This is a genomic window from Streptomyces sp. NPDC048278, from assembly GCF_040652195.1.
GTDB lineage: Bacteria > Actinomycetota > Actinomycetes > Streptomycetales > Streptomycetaceae > Streptomyces.
The window spans coordinates 18,213-35,046 of the sequence record NZ_JBEZLP010000027.1 but is presented as its reverse complement, the minus strand read 5'-3'; the positions used below and the strand labels follow the sequence as shown (position 1 = coordinate 35,046).

Below are 16,834 nucleotides of genomic sequence, written 5' to 3'. Positions count from 1 at the left end.
ACCCCAAAACCAAACGCGGGGCACCCTCCAACAGAAGGGCGCCCCACGCCATTTCGGCCAAGCCAAGTGCAACGACTACGCGTCGTAGTCCTGGTCGAACCGGTCCTGCATCTCCTGCTCGGTGTCGTCGATGTTCTGACGACCCCGCTCAGTCGCCTGCCGGCCGCGCTCCTGCATCTGCTGACCACGCTGCTGCGTGTGCTGGGCGCCCTGCTGGCCACGCTGCTGCGCCTGCTGGCCACGCTGCGGGGCCTGCTGCGCCTGCTGCTGGCCCTCGTGCATCTTCTGCTTGGCCTGTCCCTGCATCTTGCCGGCCTTGTCCTTCATACCCATGTGGGTTCACTCCCGTGGAGGGTGAGGGGATCGGCCCTCAGTGGGGCCTCGACCAGACTCACACGGGCCGACTACGCGCGCATTTCGATCAGTTACGGTGCGTAGTGCGCGCCTCCTCGTCGGCCGCCCCACCTGCACCGACGAGCCCTGTGCGCATGCCCTGCAACCGGGGCGCGAACCGCTTCATCTCGCGCTGCCCGACCGTGCCGATCAGCGCCGGCAGGTACCCGCGCACGCCCTGCATCCCGCGCAGCCACCGCTGCCCGTACACGTGCGCCGAGCGCCGCTCGATGCCGGCCACGATCCGGTCCACGGCCGGACCCAGCGGGTACGTCTTGTTCGCCGGCCACGGCAGCCGCTGCCGCAACTCCCGCATCACCTCGTCCTGGTCGGCGCCGCGCACCATGTCGGTGTCCGTCCAGGACAGGTACCCGACCCCGACCCGCACGCCCTGGTGGCCGACCTCGGCGCGCAGGCAGTGCGCGTACGCCTCCACGCCCGCCTTGGACGCGCAGTACGCCGTCATCATCGGCGCCGGCGTGATCGCGGCCAGCGAGGCGATCTGCAGCAGGTAGCCGCGGCTCTCGGTGAGGACCGGCAGGAACGCCCGTGCCGTCACCGCCGAACCGACCAGGTTGACCTCGATCACCCGCCGCCAGGCATCGGGGTCCGAGTCGGCGAACGGACCGCCGTTCGCCACCCCGGCGTTGGCGACCACGATGTCGACCTTGCCGAACCGCTCCTTGACCTCCCGCGCGACCCGGCTCATCGCCTCGTGGTCGGTGACGTCGGCGTACCAGTAGGCGCTGTCGCTGTGCAGCCTGCCGGAGACCTCCTTGAGGGCCTCCTCCTCAAGCCCGACCAGCGCGACCCGCGCCCCGCGCGCGGAGAGCTTGCGGGCGAGCAACTCACCGACTCCGCGCGCCGCTCCGGTGACGACGGCGACCTGTCCTTCGAGACCGACCCTGCTCATGAGCCCTCCTTGATCCGCGCGGGCCCGTCGGCCCCGGCTTCCTCAGGGGTGCCGGTCACGTATGCGGTGACCAGCTCCCGGATCTTTCCGTTGACCAGCTCGGGTGCCTCGACCGGGGTCATGTGGCCCATGCCCGGCAGTTCGGTGAGGCCGAGGGGGTGCGGCAGCGCGGCGGCCAGCGCGCGGGCGTGCACCGGGGGCGTGAGCCGGTCGGCCGTGCCGGTGACGACCGCGGTGGGCGCGCTCAACTCCCGTACGCCGTCGTCGAGGTCGAGCTCCGCGAGGACGCGTGCCCAGGTGTGGCGCACGGCGCTCGGGCAGGCGTGCACGATCCGTGCGCACGCCTCGACCATGTGCGGAGCGGAACCCGGGCCCATGGTCGCGTACTTGAGGATGCGCCGCGCGAGGGGCGTGACCGGCCCGAGCGGGGCGCGCGAGGCCAGCACGCCCGCCGTGAGCCGGGTGCGCAGGCCACCGGCGCGCAACGGCAGCACGCGCGCCTCCTCGACCAGCCGCGAACTGCCGGTGCTGCACAGCAGGACAGCGGCGGCGTGCTCGCGGAAACGGGGGCGCGCGGACGCCGCCATGACGGTCATGCCGCCCATGGAGTGGCCGACGATCACGGCACGTTCCCCGCGCGCGAGAGTCCCCGCGAGCACCGCTTCGAGGTCGTCCGCCAGCGCCCGGGTACTGCACGCGGGGCTCGCGGGACTGCGCCCGTGTCCCCGCTGGTCGTACGCGACGACCCGGTGGTCGACGGCCAGTTCGCGTGTCTGCGCGGCCCAGAAGGCGGTCGAGCAGGTCCAGCCGTGGGCGAGGACGACGGGGGGCGCGTCCTCTGGGCCGTGCACCTCGACGTGCAGGCGGGCGCCGTCGGCAGAGACGACGGTGAGTTCGCGGGCGGGCGCGGGCGGCGCGTACGGCCCGGAGGTCACATGGGTGAGCCGGCTCACGCGCCCACCTCCGCGTCGGCGGCCCGCCCGCCGCCGGTGCCGGCCGGGAGGGGCGCGCGGATCACGTCGTACTCCGAGAGATCCACCCGCTGGGTCGCGCGCCGGAACTCCGTGGTCGTACCGGGCCAGATGGTGGTGTTGCGACCACTCGGGTCCAGGTACCAGCTGGTGCAGCCGCCGGTGTTCCAGACGGTGCGCTTCATGCGCTCCTGGACCTTGTGGTTCCAGGCGGCCACGGCACCGGGGCGCGCGTCCAGGGCGGCCCGCCCGCCGAGGACGCGGAGCTGGCGCAGGTAGTCGGCCATGTAGTTCAGCTGGGACTCGATCATGAGGATCATGGAGGAGTTCCCGAGGCCGGTGTTGGGCCCGATGATCGTCATCCAGTTCGGGAACCCGGCGGCCGAGGCGCCGCGCAGCGCCTCCATGCCGCCCTTCCAGGTCTCCGCGAGGGTCCGTCCGTCGGCGCCGACGACCCGTTCGGCGATGGGCATGTCGGTGACGTGGAAGCCGGTGCCGAAGATGATCGCGTCGACCTCGGCGCTGCTGCCGTCGGCGGCGACGACCGTCGACCCGCGGATCTCGCCGAGCCCGCTCGCCACCACGTCCACGTTCGGCCGGGCCAGCGCCGGATAGTAGGTGCTGGAGAGCAGGATCCGCTTGCAGCCGATGCGGTAGTCCGGGGTGAGCCTGGCGCGCAGCGCGGGGTCCTTGATCGCGCGGGCCATGTTGCGCTTGGCGAGGCTCTCCACCAGGCCGAGTTCGTCGGGCCGTTTGGTGAACGCCTGGACCTGGAGTTCCCGGATGCCCCACAGGAGGCCGCGCCGAGCCTGGGTGGTGAAGGGCAGCGCGCGGTGCAGCCGGCGTTCGGCGGAGCTGATGGCCCGGTCGACGCGGGGCATCACCCACGGCGGGGTGCGCTGGAAGAGGGTGAGGCGGGCGACCTCGGGCTGGACGGCGGGCACGATCTGGATCGCGGAGGCGCCGGTGCCGACCATGGCGACCCGCTTGCCGCGCAGGTCGTAGTCGTGGTCCCAGCGGGCCGAGTGGAAGACCTTGCCGGGGAACGAGTCCAGCCCCGGGATCTCGGGGATCTTCGGGTCGGAGAGCGGCCCGGTGGCGGAGACGACGACGTCGGCGGAGAAGGTGCCGGCGGCGGTCTCGATCTCCCAGCGCAGCGCCTCCGCGTCCCAGGCCATCCGCTTGACCTCGGCGTCGAAGCGGAGGTGGGGGCGGAGTCCGAACACGTCGGTGACGTGCTCCAGGTAGGCGCGGATGTGCTCCTGCCCGGAGAAGGTGCGCGGCCAGTCGGGGTTGGGCGCGAAGGAGAAGGAGTACAGGTGGGAGGGCACGTCGCAGGCGCACCCCGGATAGCTGTTGTCCCGCCAGGTACCGCCGACGCTGCCGGCCCGTTCCAGGACGACGAAGTCGGTGATCCCCTCCCTGCGCAACCGCACGGCCGCGCCCAGCCCGCCGAACCCGGACCCGATCACCGCCACCCGTACATGCTCGTGCTGGGCCATCCCGGAGCCTCCACACCTCGCCCGCGATTACGCCAGTGAACACTGGCACGGTTGGACTGTAGAGCAGCTCCGTACCGATGGGTAGGGTCTGTACGAGGGAAAGTTACCGGCGGTACAACATAGGCTGCGCCCGTGGCAGACGACGACGGACCGCGCGAGTACCGCATGGAGGAACTGGCCGCACTGGCCGGCATCACGGTGCGCACCCTGCGCTTCTACCGCGAGCGCAAGCTGATCCGGCCGCCCCGCCGCGAGGGCCGTATCGCCTGGTACGACGAGCACCACCTGGCCCGGCTGCGGACGATCTCGGCGCTCCTGGAGCGCGGCCACACCCTGAACGGCATCGCCGAGCTGGCGGAGGCCCTCGACCACGGCAAGGACGTCGCCGAACTGCTCGGCGTCGACACCCCCACCGAGGAGGAGCCGGTCCGCCTGACCCCCGAGGAGCTCGCCGCCCGCTTCGAGGGCGAGGTCACCCCGGAGAACCTCGCCGCCGCGATGGACCTCGGCTACCTCGGCACCGACGGCGACGACATCGTCCACATCAGCCGCCGCCTGCTGGACGCCTCCGAGGCCCTGGTCCGCGAGGGCTTCCCGCTCGCCGAGGTCCTGGCGGCCGGCCGCAGCGTCCGCGAGCACGCCGACGCCCTCGCCGAACTCTTCGCCGACCTCGTCCTGCGCCACGGCCCCGAGGAGGACATGGAACGCCTGCGGCCCCTGGCCCGCAGCGTGGTGGAGGCGGAGGTCTCTCTGGCACTGGACCGGCGACTGCGGAAGAGCCCATAGAAGATCCGGTCGGACGGACCGGTCAGAGGTCGTACACGACGGTGACCGGCGCATGGTCGGACCACCGCTCGGCATGCGTGGCCGCCCGCTCCACGAACCCCTTGACCGCCTTGCCCGCGAGCCCGGGCGTGGCCAGCTGGTAGTCGATGCGCCATCCCGAGTCGTTGTCGAAGGCCCGCCCCCGGTACGACCACCAGGTGTACGGCCCCTCCGCCTCCGGATGCAGCGCGCGCACGACGTCGACGTACCCGCCGTCGGCCGGGTCCAGGACCTTGCCCAGCCACTCCCGCTCCTCCGGGAGGAAGCCGGAGTTCTTGGTGTTGCCGCGCCAGTTCTTCAGGTCGGCCTGCCGGTGGGCGATGTTCCAGTCGCCGCAGACGACGACCTCGCGCCCGTCGGCGGCGGCCCGCTCGCGCAGGTCCTTCAGATGGGCGAGGAACTCGGTCATGAACCGGTACTTCTCGTCCTGCCGCTCGGTGCCCACCTCGCCGGAGGGGAGATAGAGGGAGACGACGGTGACCCCGGGCAGGTCGGCCTCGACGTAGCGACCGCTCGTGTCGAACTCGTCCGACCCGAAGCCGACGCGCACGTGGTCCGGCTCACGCCGGGTGTACAGGGAGACGCCCGCACGCCCCTTGGCCGCCGCGGGGGCGTGCAGCACGTGCCAGCCGCCGGGCGCGCGCACCTCTTCCGGGAGCTGCTGCGGCTCCGCGCGCACCTCCTGGAGGCAGAGCACGTCCGCGGAGGTCTCGGCGAGCCACTCCACGAAGCCCTTCTTGGCGGCGGCCCGCAGCCCGTTCACATTCACCGTGGTCACAGTCAGCACCAGGGCACGATACCGGCACACTGGACGGAGTCCCGATGCCCACCGCGCTCGCCGCCTGCACGAATATACGATGCCTCACATGAATATACGCCCGGTTGCCTTCGACCACCCCGACGCCGTCAAGCTGAACGACGAGGTCCAGGCCGAGTACCAGCAGCGCTACGGCGACGGCGGCGACGCCACCGTCCTCGGCACGGCCGACTTCAGGCCGCCGAACGGCGTCTACCTGATCGCGTACGACGAGTCCGACCGCCCGGTCGCCACCGGCGGCTGGCGCAGCCAGGACGCGAACGGCGAGGGCAACGAGGACGGCGATGCCGAGCTGAAGCGCATGTTCGTCGTCGAGGGGATGCGCGGCCGGGGTCTCGCCCGCCGCATGCTCGCGGCCCTGGAGGCCGACGCCCGCGCGGCCGGCCGCCTCCGCATGGTCCTGGAGACCGGCACCAAGCAGCCCGAAGCCATCGCCCTGTACACCTCCAGCGGCTACGAACCGTGCGTCAAGTTCGGCTACTACCGCGAGTACGAGTCGAGCCGCTGCTTCGCGAAGGCCCTGCGGACGGATCCGCCGACCGGCCTGTAGGGCGCGCCGCCTCCGTCAAGCGTGCCGGTGGTAGGCCTTGTTGGCGATGCGCCAGCCGTCGGTGCCGCGGACCAGCAGGAAGACGTCGGTGAACGTGTCCGCGCCGTGGACGAGCGTCATGGTCGCGGTGGCGACGGTGCCGTGGACGTCGACGGCGTCGATACGGCGGGAGCGCGTCGGTTCGTCCGGGGCCGGCCGGCCCGGGAAGAGCGCGCAGTACCGGTCGAGGGGCCACGAGACGAACACGCCGTCCCGCATCCCTTCGACGTGGGCGGTGGGCAGGAACGCGTCGCGGAAGTGGGCGGGGTCGCCGGTGGCGTGTCCGCGGACGTAGGCGTGCAGCGGTTCGAGCACGGCACCATCGGTGGCGGGGGCCGTGGCAGGCGGGTGTGGTGCGGTCATACGAGCCACGGTGGTGCACCGTGACGGCTGCGACAAGCGCAGATCTCGCAGGGCGGCTCTGCGGGTGCCGCATACCGGCCGGATACTGGGGTCATGGAGCTGACGGTGTGGCGGACCTTCGTGACCGTGTGCCGGCTGGGGTCGCTGTCGGCGGCGGCCGTCGAGCTCAGCCACACGCAGTCGGCCGTCTCCCGGCAGATCGCCGGACTGGAGCGACAGCTCGGCGTGCCGCTGCTGGAACGCCATGCGCGCGGGGTGCGCCCGACACCGGCCGGCGAGGTGTTCCGGCGTCACGCCCTGGCCACGCTCGCCGAGGCGGACCGCGCGGTGCGCGCCGTACGGGATGTCCGTGACGGGGCGTTCGAACGGCCCCTCGCGGTCGGCGCGACGCCCTCACTCGCCGCGGGGATGGTCCCGGAGGCCGTCCGGGCGCTGCTGAGGCAGTCCGGATCGATCCGCTGGAGCCTGCTGCCCGGCCTCAGCGCGCAGCTGCACCACCGCGTGACCGCCGGCGATCTCGATCTGGCCGTCGTCACCGACGCACCGCCCGGGCTGCCCCACGACCAGCGGGTCGCACAGCGGTTCCTCGGGCTGGACGACATGGTCGTCGTCCTGCCCGTCGGTCATCCGCGGGCCGGGTGCGGACCCGTGCGCATGCGGACGCTGGCCGACGAGATCTGGGTCGAGGACAACGAGGGCTCGGCGGCGCTGCTGCGCCGGCACGCCGTCCGCGCGGGGGTCGACGCCCGCATCGATCTCACGGCGGCCGACCTGCCCGGCAAGCTGGCCCTGGTCGCGACCGGTCACGCCGTCGCCCTGATACCCGGCGTGCTGACGAGCGCGCTGCGGACCGACGTCACCACCGTGGCCCTCGTCGATCCCCCGACCCGTGGGATCTACGCGATCACACCGCGCCGCAACCCCCACCCCTTCACGCCGCCCCTGCTCGACCACCTCGCCGCAGCCTACGAAGCGTCAGCAGGCCGCGCCCGGCGGGGAAATCGCCAGAGCACCTCCGAGAACGACGAAGACCCCGCACGATCTTGACGATCGTGCGGGGTCTCACCGTGCAGTGGACCTGAGGGGATTCGAACCCCTGGCCCCCTCGATGCGAACGAGGTGCGCTACCGGACTGCGCCACAGGCCCTTGCAACGAGTGAAACTCTAGCATCCCGGTCGGGGTGCTTGGAAATCCGTTCCCTGACTGGTCAGGAGGGGGGTGCCGAGGCGCCCCGCGCCCTCGCCGTCAGGTCATTCGTTGGCCGCGCGGGGGCGGTCGCCTTCCTCGTACTGGTCGAAGAGGGGGGTACGGCCGCGTTCGCGGGCCCGGCGGGCGGAGGCCGCGCGGCGGGCGTCGGTGCGGCCGTCCGCGGGTGCCGTCCGGTCGTCGTCGGCCGGCTCGGTCTCCTCCGCCTCGGCCTGGGGCTGGGGCTCGGCCGACCCGCTCTCCTGCTCCGGCGCGACGGCGCTGGACCGCGCCGAGCTCCACGCGTCCGGTGCCCCCAGGTCCACGTCGGACGTGGCGCGCGGGGCGACCGGTGCGGTCACGTACGTCGGCAGGGGCACCGGCACCGGGTCCCAGCTGTCCCCGTGGCCGGGCCGCCGCTGCCGCTCGCGCTGCTGGTCGACCCACTCGGCGTGGTCGGTCTGCTCGACGAGGGCGCGCCGGTCGGCGGCGAGCGCGGACAGGCCGGGGTCGGTTACGGCCGCTGGTCCCTCCTCCGGTTCGTCCGCGCCGACGCCCGCGGGGTCGAGGGGGGCACGTCGGCGCGGCTGGCGTTCACGCAACCGCTGTGCGGCGACCTCGGCCTGACGCCGGTCCATCTGGTAGGCGAAGCGGCGGCGTTCCTGGGCGCGCAGGTAGGCGATGTAGCCGCTGAGCATGACGGCGGGCACACCCGGTGCCCACAGGAAGGCGAGCCCCCCGACGGCGGCGACGATCGCGCCCAGCGTGAAGGCGACGAAGAGCATGACGGTGGTGCGCCGACGGCGGGCGAGCGCCTTCGAGCGCCGGGCGCGTTCCGCCGCCGCCTGTGCGGAGGGCGCACGCCGGGGGGTCGGAATCTGTTTGCGGGCGGGCGTGGAGCCCGACTTGGGCCCGGACTTGGGCGCGGACGTGGAGGCGGATGCCGGGGCCGGTACGGATGCGGCGCCCGTCTGACGGGGCGGCGAGGACGCGGACTTGGCCGCCGGCGCGGACGCCTGGTCGCGCGCCGGTTCCTGGCGTCCGGGCGCCTCCTGCTCCCGCTCCGCCTGGACGTCCGCCCGGACCTGACGGCGGGTCGGAGGCATGGCGAAGGCCCGGACGTCCACCGAGTCGGTGGCGGCGTCCGGTTCGCCGGCGTCCTGCTCCCCCTCCGAGGCGGAGCGCGCCCGCAGGTCCCTGGCGTACCGGCGCTCCATCCCCGCCCGTCCGGACAGCAGCCGGATGGCGGTGCTGAAGCGTTCCGTCGGACGGGCCTCGTTCAGCTCGTCCTGCCTACGGAGCCACATCGGCACCAAGTAGGCGGCCCAGGCCCCGACAATGACTGCGTAGATGAGGCCGCTGCTGCTCACGCCTCACACGGTAGAGGGGTTTGCGTGGGGCCATCTGCCAATTGCGCCGGTGTGTCGCACGATCCGGCTGATATTTCGAGCTTTTTTTGTGACCGATGCGATCAGCATGACGTCGGAGCCGCGAATTCAACGCCCTGAGACGGTCAAGAACCGATCAATTTCGAACACGCATTCAATTTGTTCGACCAGCTGGGATTCCCCTGCATGTTCTACGGATTGCGGGGCCCCTGCGGAGTGCCGGCGGGGCCGGGGCCCGGGCCCGGTGCCTTCGCGGACGCGCCCTGGGAGCGTTCCCGCTGCCAGCGGGCGAGCAACCCCTCGGGCACCTCTTCCGCGGTGAGGGCGAAGACGAGGTGGTCGCGCCAGGCGCCGTCGATGTGGAGATAACGAGGCCGCAGCCCCTCCTCGCGGAATCCGAGTTTCTCCACGACCCGTCGGCTGGGCCGGTTCTCGGGGCGAATGCAGACCTCGATGCGGTGCAGACCAACGGCGCGGAAACAGTGGTCCACCACGAGCGCGACGGCCGTAGGCATCACCCCGCGGCCGGCCACCGACTGGTCCACCCAGTAGCCGACGTGCCCCGAGCACATCGACCCCCAGGTGATCCCGGCGACGGTCAACTGCCCTACCAGGCGCCCCTGGTACTCGATGACGAACGGCAGCATGCGGCCGGAGTTCGCCTCGGACCGCAGGTGCCGGACCATCTGCCGGTAGGTCGGCCGGTGCGCGATCGGCCCGCTGGGCGTGGGCGGCGGGATGGTGGCCTCCCAGGGGCGCAGCCAGTCCCGGTTGCGCCGGTTGACCTCGCGCCAGGCCCGCTGGTCACGCACCCTTATGGGCCGGAGGACGACGTCGCCGTCCACCAGCACGACGGGCCAGGACAGGCTGTTCAGCTCGCACCCCCACTGCTCGGCCCGGGATGGTCGCCGCCGCGGATCTGGTCGACGGCGTGCGCCAGCAGCGGTTCCAGGACGGCGAGGCCGTCCCGCACCCCGCCGGTGGACCCCGGAAGGTTGACGATCAGTGTCCGGCCCGCCACCCCGGCCAGGCCCCGGGAGAGCGCGGCGGTGGGCACCTTCTCCCGTCCGAACGCCCGGACGGCCTCGGCGATGCCCGGCACCTCGTAGTCGAGCACCGCGCGGGTCGCCTCCGGCGTCCGGTCGGTGGGCGAGATGCCGGTGCCGCCGGTGGTGACGACGACGTCGTACCCCGCCTCGACCCCGGCGCGCAGCTCGGCCGCCACGGGTTCCCCGTCGGGCACGACCCGCGGCCCGTCCACGGCGAACCCGAGGCCCGCCAGGCCCGCCGCGACCAGCGGTCCGCCCCTGTCCGCGTAGACACCGGCGGCGGCCCGGTTGGAGGCGGTCACGACCAGCGCGCGATACGGCGCGCGCGGCGCGGCGCCGGCGGCCGGCCCGGCGTTCACGGCCGGCTCCAGTCGCCCGACTTCCCGCCCGTCTTCTCCTCCACGCGTACGTCCGTGATGACCGCTCCCTTGTCGACCGCCTTGACCATGTCGATCACGGTGAGCGCCGCGACGGAGACCGCCGTGAGCGCCTCCATCTCGACACCCGTGCGGTCCGTCGTCCGCACCGTGGCCAGGATCTCCACCGCGTCGTCCGCGACCGCCAGATCCAGTTTCACACCGGAGAGGGCCAAGGGGTGACACAGCGGGATCAGGTCCGGGGTGCGTTTGGCCCCCATGATCCCGGCGATGCGCGCGGTGGCGAGGGCGTCGCCCTTCGGAACGCCGTCGCCGCGCAGCAGCTCGACCACGCGGGGCGAGACGAGGACGCGTCCGCTGGCGCGCGCGGTGCGCGCGGTCACGTCCTTGCCGGAGACGTCGACCATGCGGGCGGCGCCCGCGTCGTCGAGGTGCGTCAGTCGGCCTGGCGCGGCTGTCGCGTCCGGCGCGGAGGGTCCGGGGGTGTCCCCCCGGAAGGGCTCAGTCATGCTGTGTGGCGCTCCCGGTCCTGGCCCGTCGCGGTGCGGCGCTCGGGCCTGCTGTGCGCGACACGGTACCGCCAAGACGGCCCGCACCAGCGGGCAGGACCGCCCGGCGGGCGGGTACGGGTACCCGGGGTCAGCCGAGCAGGACGACCTCGACGTCGGTACCGGGCTCGACCGACTCGACGTCCTCGGGTACGACGATCAGCGCGTCGGCGTGGGCCAGGGCCGCGACCAGGTGCGAACCGGCGCCGCCCACGGCGGTCACCTCGCCGTCGGCGTACTTCCCGCGCAGGAACTGCCTGCGCCCCTTGGGCGAGCTCAGCGCCTTGCCGGCCCTGAGGGTCGCCGTGGTCCGGGCCCGGTGGGCGTCGTCGAGGCCCATCAGGGTGCGGATGGCGGGGCGGACGAACAGCTCGAAGGAGACGTACGACGACACGGGGTTGCCGGGAAGCGCCAGCAGGGGCGTGTGGTCGGGGCCGATGGTGCCGAAGCCCTGGGGCTTGCCGGGCTGCATGGCGAGCGTGCGGAAGTCGATGCCGCTGCCCGGCTCGTCCTCGTCGCCGACGTGCGCCAGGGCCTCCTTGACGACGTCGTACGCGCCCACGCTGACGCCGCCGGTGGTGACCAGCAGGTCGGCGCGGACCAGCTGGTCCTCGATGGTGGCGCGCAGGGTCTCGGCGTCGTCGACGACGGCACCCACCCGGTAGGCGATGGCGCCCGCGTCCCGGGCGGCGGCGGTGAGGGCGAAGCTGTTGGAGTCGTAGATCTGGCCGCTGCCGAGCGCCTCGTCGGGCTGGACGAGTTCGCTGCCGGTGGAGACGACGACCACGCGCGGGCGCGGGCGCACGCGTGCCGTGCCGCGGCCGATCGCGGCGAGCAGCGCGATCTGCGGCGGGCCGAGGACGGTGCCGGCGGCCAGGGCGAGGTCGCCTGCCTTCACGTCGCTGCCCCGCGCGCGTACGTGCGCGCGTGCCTCGGCCGGCCGGTGCACCCGCACGTGCCCCTCGGCACCCTCGGGTGCGAGGCTGCGCGCCCGCATCCCGGCGACCGGTCCCGCGCCGAGTCCGCCGTCGGTCCACTCCACGGGGACGACGGCCTCGGCGCCGGGCGGCAGCGGGGCGCCGGTCATGATGCGGACCGCCTGGCCGGGGCCGACCGGGGTCAGCTCGGCCGCGCCCGCCGCGACGTCCCCGACCACCTCCAGGACGGCCGGGAACTCCTCGCTCGCGCCCGCCACGTCCGCGACCCGTACCGCGTACCCGTCCATGGAGCTGTTGTCGAACGGCGGCAGCGAGAGCGGCACCGTGACGTCGTCGACCAGGACGCAGCCCTGGGCGTCGAGGAGTTGCAGCTCGATGGGTTCCAGGGGGCGGACGGCGGTGAGGATGTCCTCCAGGTGCTCGTCCACCGACCACAGGTGGTCCGGGCCGGCGGGGCGGGTCGCGGCGGTGCTCAACTCTGCTGCATCTCCTCGGCTACGTAACTGCGAAGCCAGGTCCGGAAGTCCGGGCCCAGGTCTTCACGTTCGCACGCGAGCCGGACAATGGCACGCAGGTAGTCGCCGCGGTCGCCGGTGTCATAGCGGCGCCCCTTGAAGACGACGCCGTGCACGGGACCGCCGACCTTCTCGTCCTGTGCGAGCTGCTGGAGGGCGTCGGTGAGCTGGATCTCGCCGCCGCGGCCCGGCTCGGTGCGCCGCAGTATGTCGAAGACGTGCGGGTCGAGGACGTAGCGGCCGATCACCGCGTAGCTGGACGGGGCGTCCGCCGGGTCCGGCTTCTCGACCAGGCCGGTCACCTTGACGACGTCGCCGTCGGCGGTGGTCTCCACGGCCGCGGAGCCGTAGAGGTGGATCTGCTCCGGGTCGACCTCCATGAGCGCGATCACGCTGCCGCCGTGCTGCTCCTGGACCTCGATCATGCGCTGGAGCAGGGGGTCGCGGGGGTCGATCAGGTCGTCGCCGAGCAGGACGGCGAAGGGCTCGTGGCCCACGTGCGGGGCGGCGCAGAGCACGGCGTGGCCGAGGCCCCTGGGGTCGCCCTGGCGGACGTAGTGCATGGTGGCCAGGTCGCTGGACTCCTGCACCTTGGCGAGCCGGCCGGCGTCGCCCTTCTTCTGGAGCGCCGACTCCAGCTCGTAGTTGCGGTCGAAGTGGTCTTCCAGGGGGCGCTTGTTGCGTCCGGTGATCATGAGGACGTCGTCGAGCCCCGCCGACACGGCCTCCTCGACCACGTACTGGATCGCCGGCTTGTCGACGACCGGCAGCATCTCCTTGGGAGTGGCCTTGGTGGCCGGCAGGAACCGCGTGCCGAGGCCTGCTGCGGGAATGACAGCCTTGCTGATCCTGGGGTGCGACTGAGTCATGTCCGCAACCTTATCCGGTGCCTTTGTGAGGAATCTGAGGCTCCGGGCACTCGGTACTCATATGAGCGGATAAGGGAAGGTGCGGGAACGACCTGTGGAGCACGGTGGACCTGGAGCCGAGAGTGACAAGCGAATGTTGCGCCGCGAATTCCTCGGGGTGAGGAACAGGTTGACGGCGGATGTCGTCGAGGAGGCGGCCGGCGCGCTGGCCGGGCACGCGCTGGAACTGCCCGAGTTGGCGCGTGCGCGCACGGTGGCGGCGTACGTCTCGGTCGGGACCGAGCCCGGCACGCGCACGCTGCTGGACGCGCTGGTCACGCGGGGGGTGCGCGTCCTGCTCCCCGCGCTGCTGCCGGACCACGACCTGGACTGGGGCGCGTACACCGGGGAGGACTCCCTCGCCCGGGTCCAACACGGCGGGAAGATGGCACTGTTCGAACCCTGCGGTGAACGGCTCGGGCCGGACGCCGTGCTCGGCGCGGACGTCGTGCTGCTGCCGGGGCTCGCGGTGGACGCGCGCGGGATGCGCCTGGGGCGCGGCGGAGGGTCGTACGACCGGGTGCTCGCGCGTCTGGAGCGGGCGGACGCGCGCCCGGCGCTCGTGGTGCTGCTGTACGACACGGAGGTCGTCGGGCGGGTGCCCTCCCAGGCGCACGACCGGCCGGTGCAGGCGGTGGTGACGCCGTCGGGGGTACGCCGGTTCGCGAGCCCCTGAGCCGCTCTCGGCCGCCCATGCGAAACGGCCCTCCACGCGTGCGTGGAGGGCCGTTTCAACGGTCGGGCTCAGGGTTTGAGGACGAGGGTGTCGCTGGTGCTGCTGTCGACCGCCTTGTCCGAGAACGACCACGGGAGCAGTTCGCCGTCGGCCCACTTGCCCGTCTGGTCGGTGTAGTGGGAGCTGAAGGCGTGGCCGGAGGCTCCGGTGAGGTTGATCCACTTGGACTTGTCCAGGTCGTCGAGGTTGACGACCATCCGCATGGAGGGCACCCACACGACGCCGTAGCCGCCTGCGGCGTTCCAGCCGGTCGCGTCGACCGTGGCCTCGCCGCCGCTGAGCTTCCAGGGGCCGCGGTTGAGGATGTACTTGACGACGGCCGGGCCGTCGGTGCCCAGGGTCTGGTTCTTCAGGAACAGGCGGTGCAGCCGGCCCCAGCTCCAGGTGTCGATGTCCTTGCCGAGCTTGGCGGTCAGCTCCCAGCGGGCGTCGATCATGGCGCGCTTGAAGAGCTCGTCCATGTTGTCGGCCTTGGGGCGGTCACCCGCGCCGGCCGGCGTCTTCCACCAGTCGCTGTCCGGCTTGTTCATGAGGTTGCGGACCACCTCGAACCAGCGGTCGCCGCCGTCCGGCTGGGCCTGGTCGGCGTCGCGCTCGCCGCACTCGCGCACCTTGGTGTCGTCGTCCACCGGACCGGTGCTGTCGACCTTGTCGACCCACAGGCACTGGCCCTTGACCCGCAGTTCCTTGGGCAGCTTGTTGCCGAAGGCGAGCTTGAGGACGTTGCGCCAGACCGCGTTGAAGTAGGCCGCGGCGGCGGAGTCGGCGTCCTGGGTGTAGTCCCAGCCCTCCAGGAGCTTCTGCGCCTCGCGGACGTCCTTGTCGTCCAGGTTGATCTTCAGCAGCTTGGGCACCAGCAGCTTGGCGATCTCGCTGCTGTTGTCCGTCTGCATCTGGCGCATGTCGTCGGTGGAGATCTTGCCGCCGTCCTTGATCTTCGACTCGATCAGGTCGGTGATGCGCTGGCTGCGGGTGCCGTAGCCCCAGTCCGTGGTGAGCGTGTAGGGGTACTTGTCCTTGTCGATCACGGCCTGGTTGGCGGTGACGATGTAGCCGCGCTTCGGGTTGTACTCGTAGGGCAGCTCGTCCTGCTTGATGAAGCCGGTCCACTTGTACTTGGAGTCCCAGCCCGGCGCCGGGATGGAGCCGTCGTCCACCGAGGAGCGCGTGGGGATCTTGCCGGGCAGCGTGTAGCCGATGTTGTTCTTGGTGTCGGCGTAGATCAGGTTCTGCGACGGCACGTCGAACTGGGCCGCCGCGCTCCGGAAGGAGTCCCAGTCGGACGCCTTGTCGAGGGCGAAGACGGCGTCCATGGTCGTGCCCGCGTCCAGGGCGGTCCAGCGCAGGGCGATGCCGTAGCCGTCGCCGCGGTCGGGTGCGGCGGTGTCGACGGTGGCCTTCTTGCCGACCTGGACGAGTTCGTCGTCGCGGTCGGACAGCAGGGGCATGCCGTCGGCGGTCTGGCGTACGACGATCTTCTTGGCCGAGCCGCCGGCGACCTTGATGGTCTCCGTCCGGGTCGTGAAGGGCCTGGTCTTGCCGTCGTACAGGTAGCCGTCGCCGGAGAGCTTCTCCAGGTAGAGGTCGGTGACGTCGACCCCGGAGTTGGTCATGCCCCAGGCGATGTCCGCGTTGTGGCCGATGACCACGCCGGGCATGCCGGCGAAGGTGTAGCCGGTGACGTCGTACTGGCACTTGCTGGAGACCGTGGTGCAGTGCAGGCCCATCTGGTACCAGACGGACGGCAGCGACGCCGACAGGTGCGGGTCGTTGGCGAGCAGCGGCTTGCCGGTGATCGTGTACTGGCCGCCGACGACCCAGGAGTTGGAGCCGATGCCCTGGCCGTTCACACCGACGGCCGTGGGGACGTCGTCCAGGACGTTGTAGAGGCTCTCCAGCTGGCTCGTGAGCGCCGAACCGGTGGACGAGGAGGTCGTGGTGGTGCCCGTGTCCGTCGAGGTGCCCGAGCCGCTGGTGGAGCCGCTCTGCTCGAACGTCTTCGTGACCTCGTCGTACTGGCCCTGCTGGACGATCGGCTGGTTGCGGCTGTACGGGTAGTCCGGGTAGAGGTCCTTGATCTGCTGCGGGCCGAGACGGCTGGTCATCAGCGCGCGGTCGATCTCGTCGTCCATGTTGCCGCGCAGGTCCCAGGCCATCGCCTTCAGCCAGGAGACCGAGTCGACGGGGGTCCACTGCGCGGGCTTGTAGTCGTTGACGAACCCGAGGGCCGCGTACTCCAGGGAGATGTCCTTGCCGTCCTTGCCCTGGAGGTAGGCGTTGACCCCCTTGGAGTAGGCCTGGAGGTACTTCTTCGTGGAGTCCGACAGCTTGGTGTCGTACTCCTCCTTCGCGACCCGGTCCCAGCCCATGGTGCGCAGGAACTCGTCGTTCTTCACCTGGCCCTTGCCGAACATCTCCGACAGGCGCCCGGAGGTCATGTGGCGGCGCACGTCCATCTCGTAGAACCGGTCCTGCGCCTGGACGTAGCCCTGCGCCATGAACAGGTCCTCGTCGGTCGAGGCGTAGATCTGCGGGATGCCGTAGCCGTCCCGCTTCACGGTCACGGGCCCGGAGAGGCCTTCGAGCGTGATCGAACCCTTGGTCTGCGGGAAGGACGCGCGAACCGTGCTGACCGACCAGTACGCCCCGTAGAAGACGCCACCGATGACGGCCAGGACCAGCACGAGCACGATCAGTCGGGCTCTGCGCCCCTTCTTCCTGCCGGACTTGCCAGGCTTGTCACCCGTTGTGGCGGTGGTGTTGGGGGGCATCGCTGTCCTTGCTGTCCTAACGCGAGCGGCAGGCGGGCATGTGCT

At 71.8% G+C, this 16,834-nt stretch carries 16 protein-coding genes, 1 tRNA gene and 1 pseudogene; 4 read left to right on the top strand and 14 right to left on the bottom strand.

What is annotated here, in order from left to right:
• Positions 1-75: 75 nt before the first annotated feature.
• The 4 genes from AB0D74_RS35535 to AB0D74_RS35520 form a co-directional block, all read right to left on the bottom strand.
• Entirely contained in the window at positions 76-327 is a 252-nt protein-coding gene (locus tag AB0D74_RS35535; protein WP_362596105.1) for a hypothetical protein, read from the bottom strand.
• A gap of 94 nt (positions 328-421) precedes the next feature.
• The gene (locus AB0D74_RS35530) at positions 422-1,306 is read right to left on the bottom strand and encodes an SDR family oxidoreductase (protein ID WP_362596103.1); all 885 of its coding nucleotides are present in this window, start codon (positions 1,304-1,306) and stop codon (positions 422-424) included.
• On the bottom strand, positions 1,303-2,259 hold the full coding sequence (locus AB0D74_RS35525) for an alpha/beta hydrolase (protein WP_362596101.1): 957 nt from the start codon (positions 2,257-2,259) through the stop codon (positions 1,303-1,305). The genes AB0D74_RS35530 and AB0D74_RS35525 overlap by 4 nt, the downstream gene beginning before the upstream one ends.
• Positions 2,256-3,779 (bottom strand): NAD(P)/FAD-dependent oxidoreductase, encoded by a 1,524-nt coding sequence (locus AB0D74_RS35520; RefSeq protein ID WP_362596099.1) that lies wholly within the window; start codon positions 3,777-3,779, stop codon positions 2,256-2,258. Before AB0D74_RS35520 ends, AB0D74_RS35525 begins: the two co-directional genes overlap by 4 nt.
• Before the next feature lie 165 nt (positions 3,780-3,944).
• Here AB0D74_RS35520 and AB0D74_RS35515 point away from each other — a divergent pair, with 165 nt between their 5' ends.
• Positions 3,945-4,565, top strand: a complete 621-nt coding sequence (locus AB0D74_RS35515) for a MerR family transcriptional regulator (RefSeq protein WP_362596285.1) — start codon at positions 3,945-3,947, stop codon at positions 4,563-4,565.
• A gap of 22 nt (positions 4,566-4,587) precedes the next feature.
• Here AB0D74_RS35515 and AB0D74_RS35510 read toward each other — a convergent pair whose 3' ends face one another.
• Positions 4,588-5,391, bottom strand: coding sequence for an exodeoxyribonuclease III (locus tag AB0D74_RS35510; RefSeq protein ID WP_362596097.1), 804 nt, complete (start codon positions 5,389-5,391; stop codon positions 4,588-4,590).
• Positions 5,392-5,470: 79 nt separating this feature from the next.
• Here AB0D74_RS35510 and AB0D74_RS35505 point away from each other — a divergent pair, with 79 nt between their 5' ends.
• Complete coding sequence (locus AB0D74_RS35505; protein ID WP_362596095.1) at positions 5,471-5,971, top strand: GNAT family N-acetyltransferase; 501 nt, start codon at positions 5,471-5,473, stop codon at positions 5,969-5,971.
• A 15-nt stretch (positions 5,972-5,986) separates the two neighbouring features.
• Here AB0D74_RS35505 and AB0D74_RS35500 read toward each other — a convergent pair.
• Positions 5,987-6,331: pseudogene (locus tag AB0D74_RS35500) on the bottom strand (nuclear transport factor 2 family protein); the annotation flags it as partial.
• A gap of 135 nt (positions 6,332-6,466) precedes the next feature.
• On the opposite strand from AB0D74_RS35500, the gene AB0D74_RS35495 reads away from it, so the two are divergent.
• Positions 6,467-7,420, top strand: coding sequence for a LysR family transcriptional regulator (locus tag AB0D74_RS35495; RefSeq protein WP_362596093.1), 954 nt, complete (start codon positions 6,467-6,469; stop codon positions 7,418-7,420).
• A 26-nt stretch (positions 7,421-7,446) separates the two neighbouring features.
• Here the strand turns inward: AB0D74_RS35495 and AB0D74_RS35490 are convergent.
• The 7 genes from AB0D74_RS35490 to galU all read right to left on the bottom strand — a co-directional run bounded on the left by AB0D74_RS35490 (position 7,447) and on the right by galU (position 13,243).
• Positions 7,447-7,520, bottom strand: a tRNA-Ala gene (locus tag AB0D74_RS35490).
• A 104-nt stretch (positions 7,521-7,624) separates the two neighbouring features.
• A complete protein-coding gene (glpR, locus tag AB0D74_RS35485; RefSeq protein ID WP_362596091.1) occupies positions 7,625-8,929 on the bottom strand; it encodes a gephyrin-like molybdotransferase receptor GlpR in 1,305 nt (434 codons plus the stop codon).
• A gap of 209 nt (positions 8,930-9,138) precedes the next feature.
• Positions 9,139-9,798: a GNAT family protein gene (locus AB0D74_RS35480; RefSeq protein WP_362596089.1), complete on the bottom strand. Its 660-nt coding sequence runs from the start codon at positions 9,796-9,798 to the stop codon at positions 9,139-9,141.
• Between the two features lie 20 nt (positions 9,799-9,818).
• Positions 9,819-10,355: a MogA/MoaB family molybdenum cofactor biosynthesis protein gene (locus tag AB0D74_RS35475; RefSeq protein WP_362596087.1), complete on the bottom strand. Its 537-nt coding sequence runs from the start codon at positions 10,353-10,355 to the stop codon at positions 9,819-9,821.
• Complete coding sequence (moaC, locus tag AB0D74_RS35470) at positions 10,352-10,882, bottom strand: cyclic pyranopterin monophosphate synthase MoaC (protein ID WP_362596085.1); 531 nt, start codon at positions 10,880-10,882, stop codon at positions 10,352-10,354. Before moaC ends, AB0D74_RS35475 begins: the two co-directional genes overlap by 4 nt.
• 130 nt (positions 10,883-11,012) lie before the next feature.
• Positions 11,013-12,335 (bottom strand): gephyrin-like molybdotransferase Glp, encoded by a 1,323-nt coding sequence (glp, locus tag AB0D74_RS35465; protein ID WP_362596083.1) that lies wholly within the window; start codon positions 12,333-12,335, stop codon positions 11,013-11,015.
• Positions 12,332-13,243, bottom strand: coding sequence for a UTP--glucose-1-phosphate uridylyltransferase GalU (galU, locus tag AB0D74_RS35460; protein ID WP_362596080.1), 912 nt, complete (start codon positions 13,241-13,243; stop codon positions 12,332-12,334). Before galU ends, glp begins: the two co-directional genes overlap by 4 nt.
• A gap of 133 nt (positions 13,244-13,376) precedes the next feature.
• Between galU and AB0D74_RS35455 the strand changes: the two genes are divergently transcribed.
• Positions 13,377-13,958 (top strand): 5-formyltetrahydrofolate cyclo-ligase, encoded by a 582-nt coding sequence (locus AB0D74_RS35455; RefSeq protein ID WP_362596078.1) that lies wholly within the window; start codon positions 13,377-13,379, stop codon positions 13,956-13,958.
• Between the two features lie 68 nt (positions 13,959-14,026).
• Here the strand turns inward: AB0D74_RS35455 and AB0D74_RS35450 are convergent, their stop codons facing one another.
• Positions 14,027-16,789, bottom strand: coding sequence for a penicillin acylase family protein (locus AB0D74_RS35450; RefSeq protein WP_362596076.1), 2,763 nt, complete (start codon positions 16,787-16,789; stop codon positions 14,027-14,029).
• Positions 16,790-16,834: the final 45 nt, after the last annotated feature.

Coding starts and splice junctions, on each gene's coding strand:
- AB0D74_RS35535 (WP_362596105.1), bottom strand. CDS start 327: ATGAAGGACAAGGCCGGCAAGATGCAGGGACAGGCCAAGCAGAAGATG.
- AB0D74_RS35530 (WP_362596103.1), bottom strand. CDS start 1,306: ATGAGCAGGGTCGGTCTCGAAGGACAGGTCGCCGTCGTCACCGGAGCG.
- AB0D74_RS35520 (WP_362596099.1), bottom strand. CDS start 3,779: ATGGCCCAGCACGAGCATGTACGGGTGGCGGTGATCGGGTCCGGGTTC.
- AB0D74_RS35515 (WP_362596285.1), top strand. CDS start 3,945: ATGGAGGAACTGGCCGCACTGGCCGGCATCACGGTGCGCACCCTGCGC.
- AB0D74_RS35505 (WP_362596095.1), top strand. CDS start 5,471: ATGAATATACGCCCGGTTGCCTTCGACCACCCCGACGCCGTCAAGCTG.
- AB0D74_RS35495 (WP_362596093.1), top strand. CDS start 6,467: ATGGAGCTGACGGTGTGGCGGACCTTCGTGACCGTGTGCCGGCTGGGG.
- moaC (WP_362596085.1), bottom strand. CDS start 10,882: ATGACTGAGCCCTTCCGGGGGGACACCCCCGGACCCTCCGCGCCGGAC.
- galU (WP_362596080.1), bottom strand. CDS start 13,243: ATGACTCAGTCGCACCCCAGGATCAGCAAGGCTGTCATTCCCGCAGCA.
- AB0D74_RS35455 (WP_362596078.1), top strand. CDS start 13,377: ATGTTGCGCCGCGAATTCCTCGGGGTGAGGAACAGGTTGACGGCGGAT.
- AB0D74_RS35450 (WP_362596076.1), bottom strand. CDS start 16,789: ATGCCCCCCAACACCACCGCCACAACGGGTGACAAGCCTGGCAAGTCC.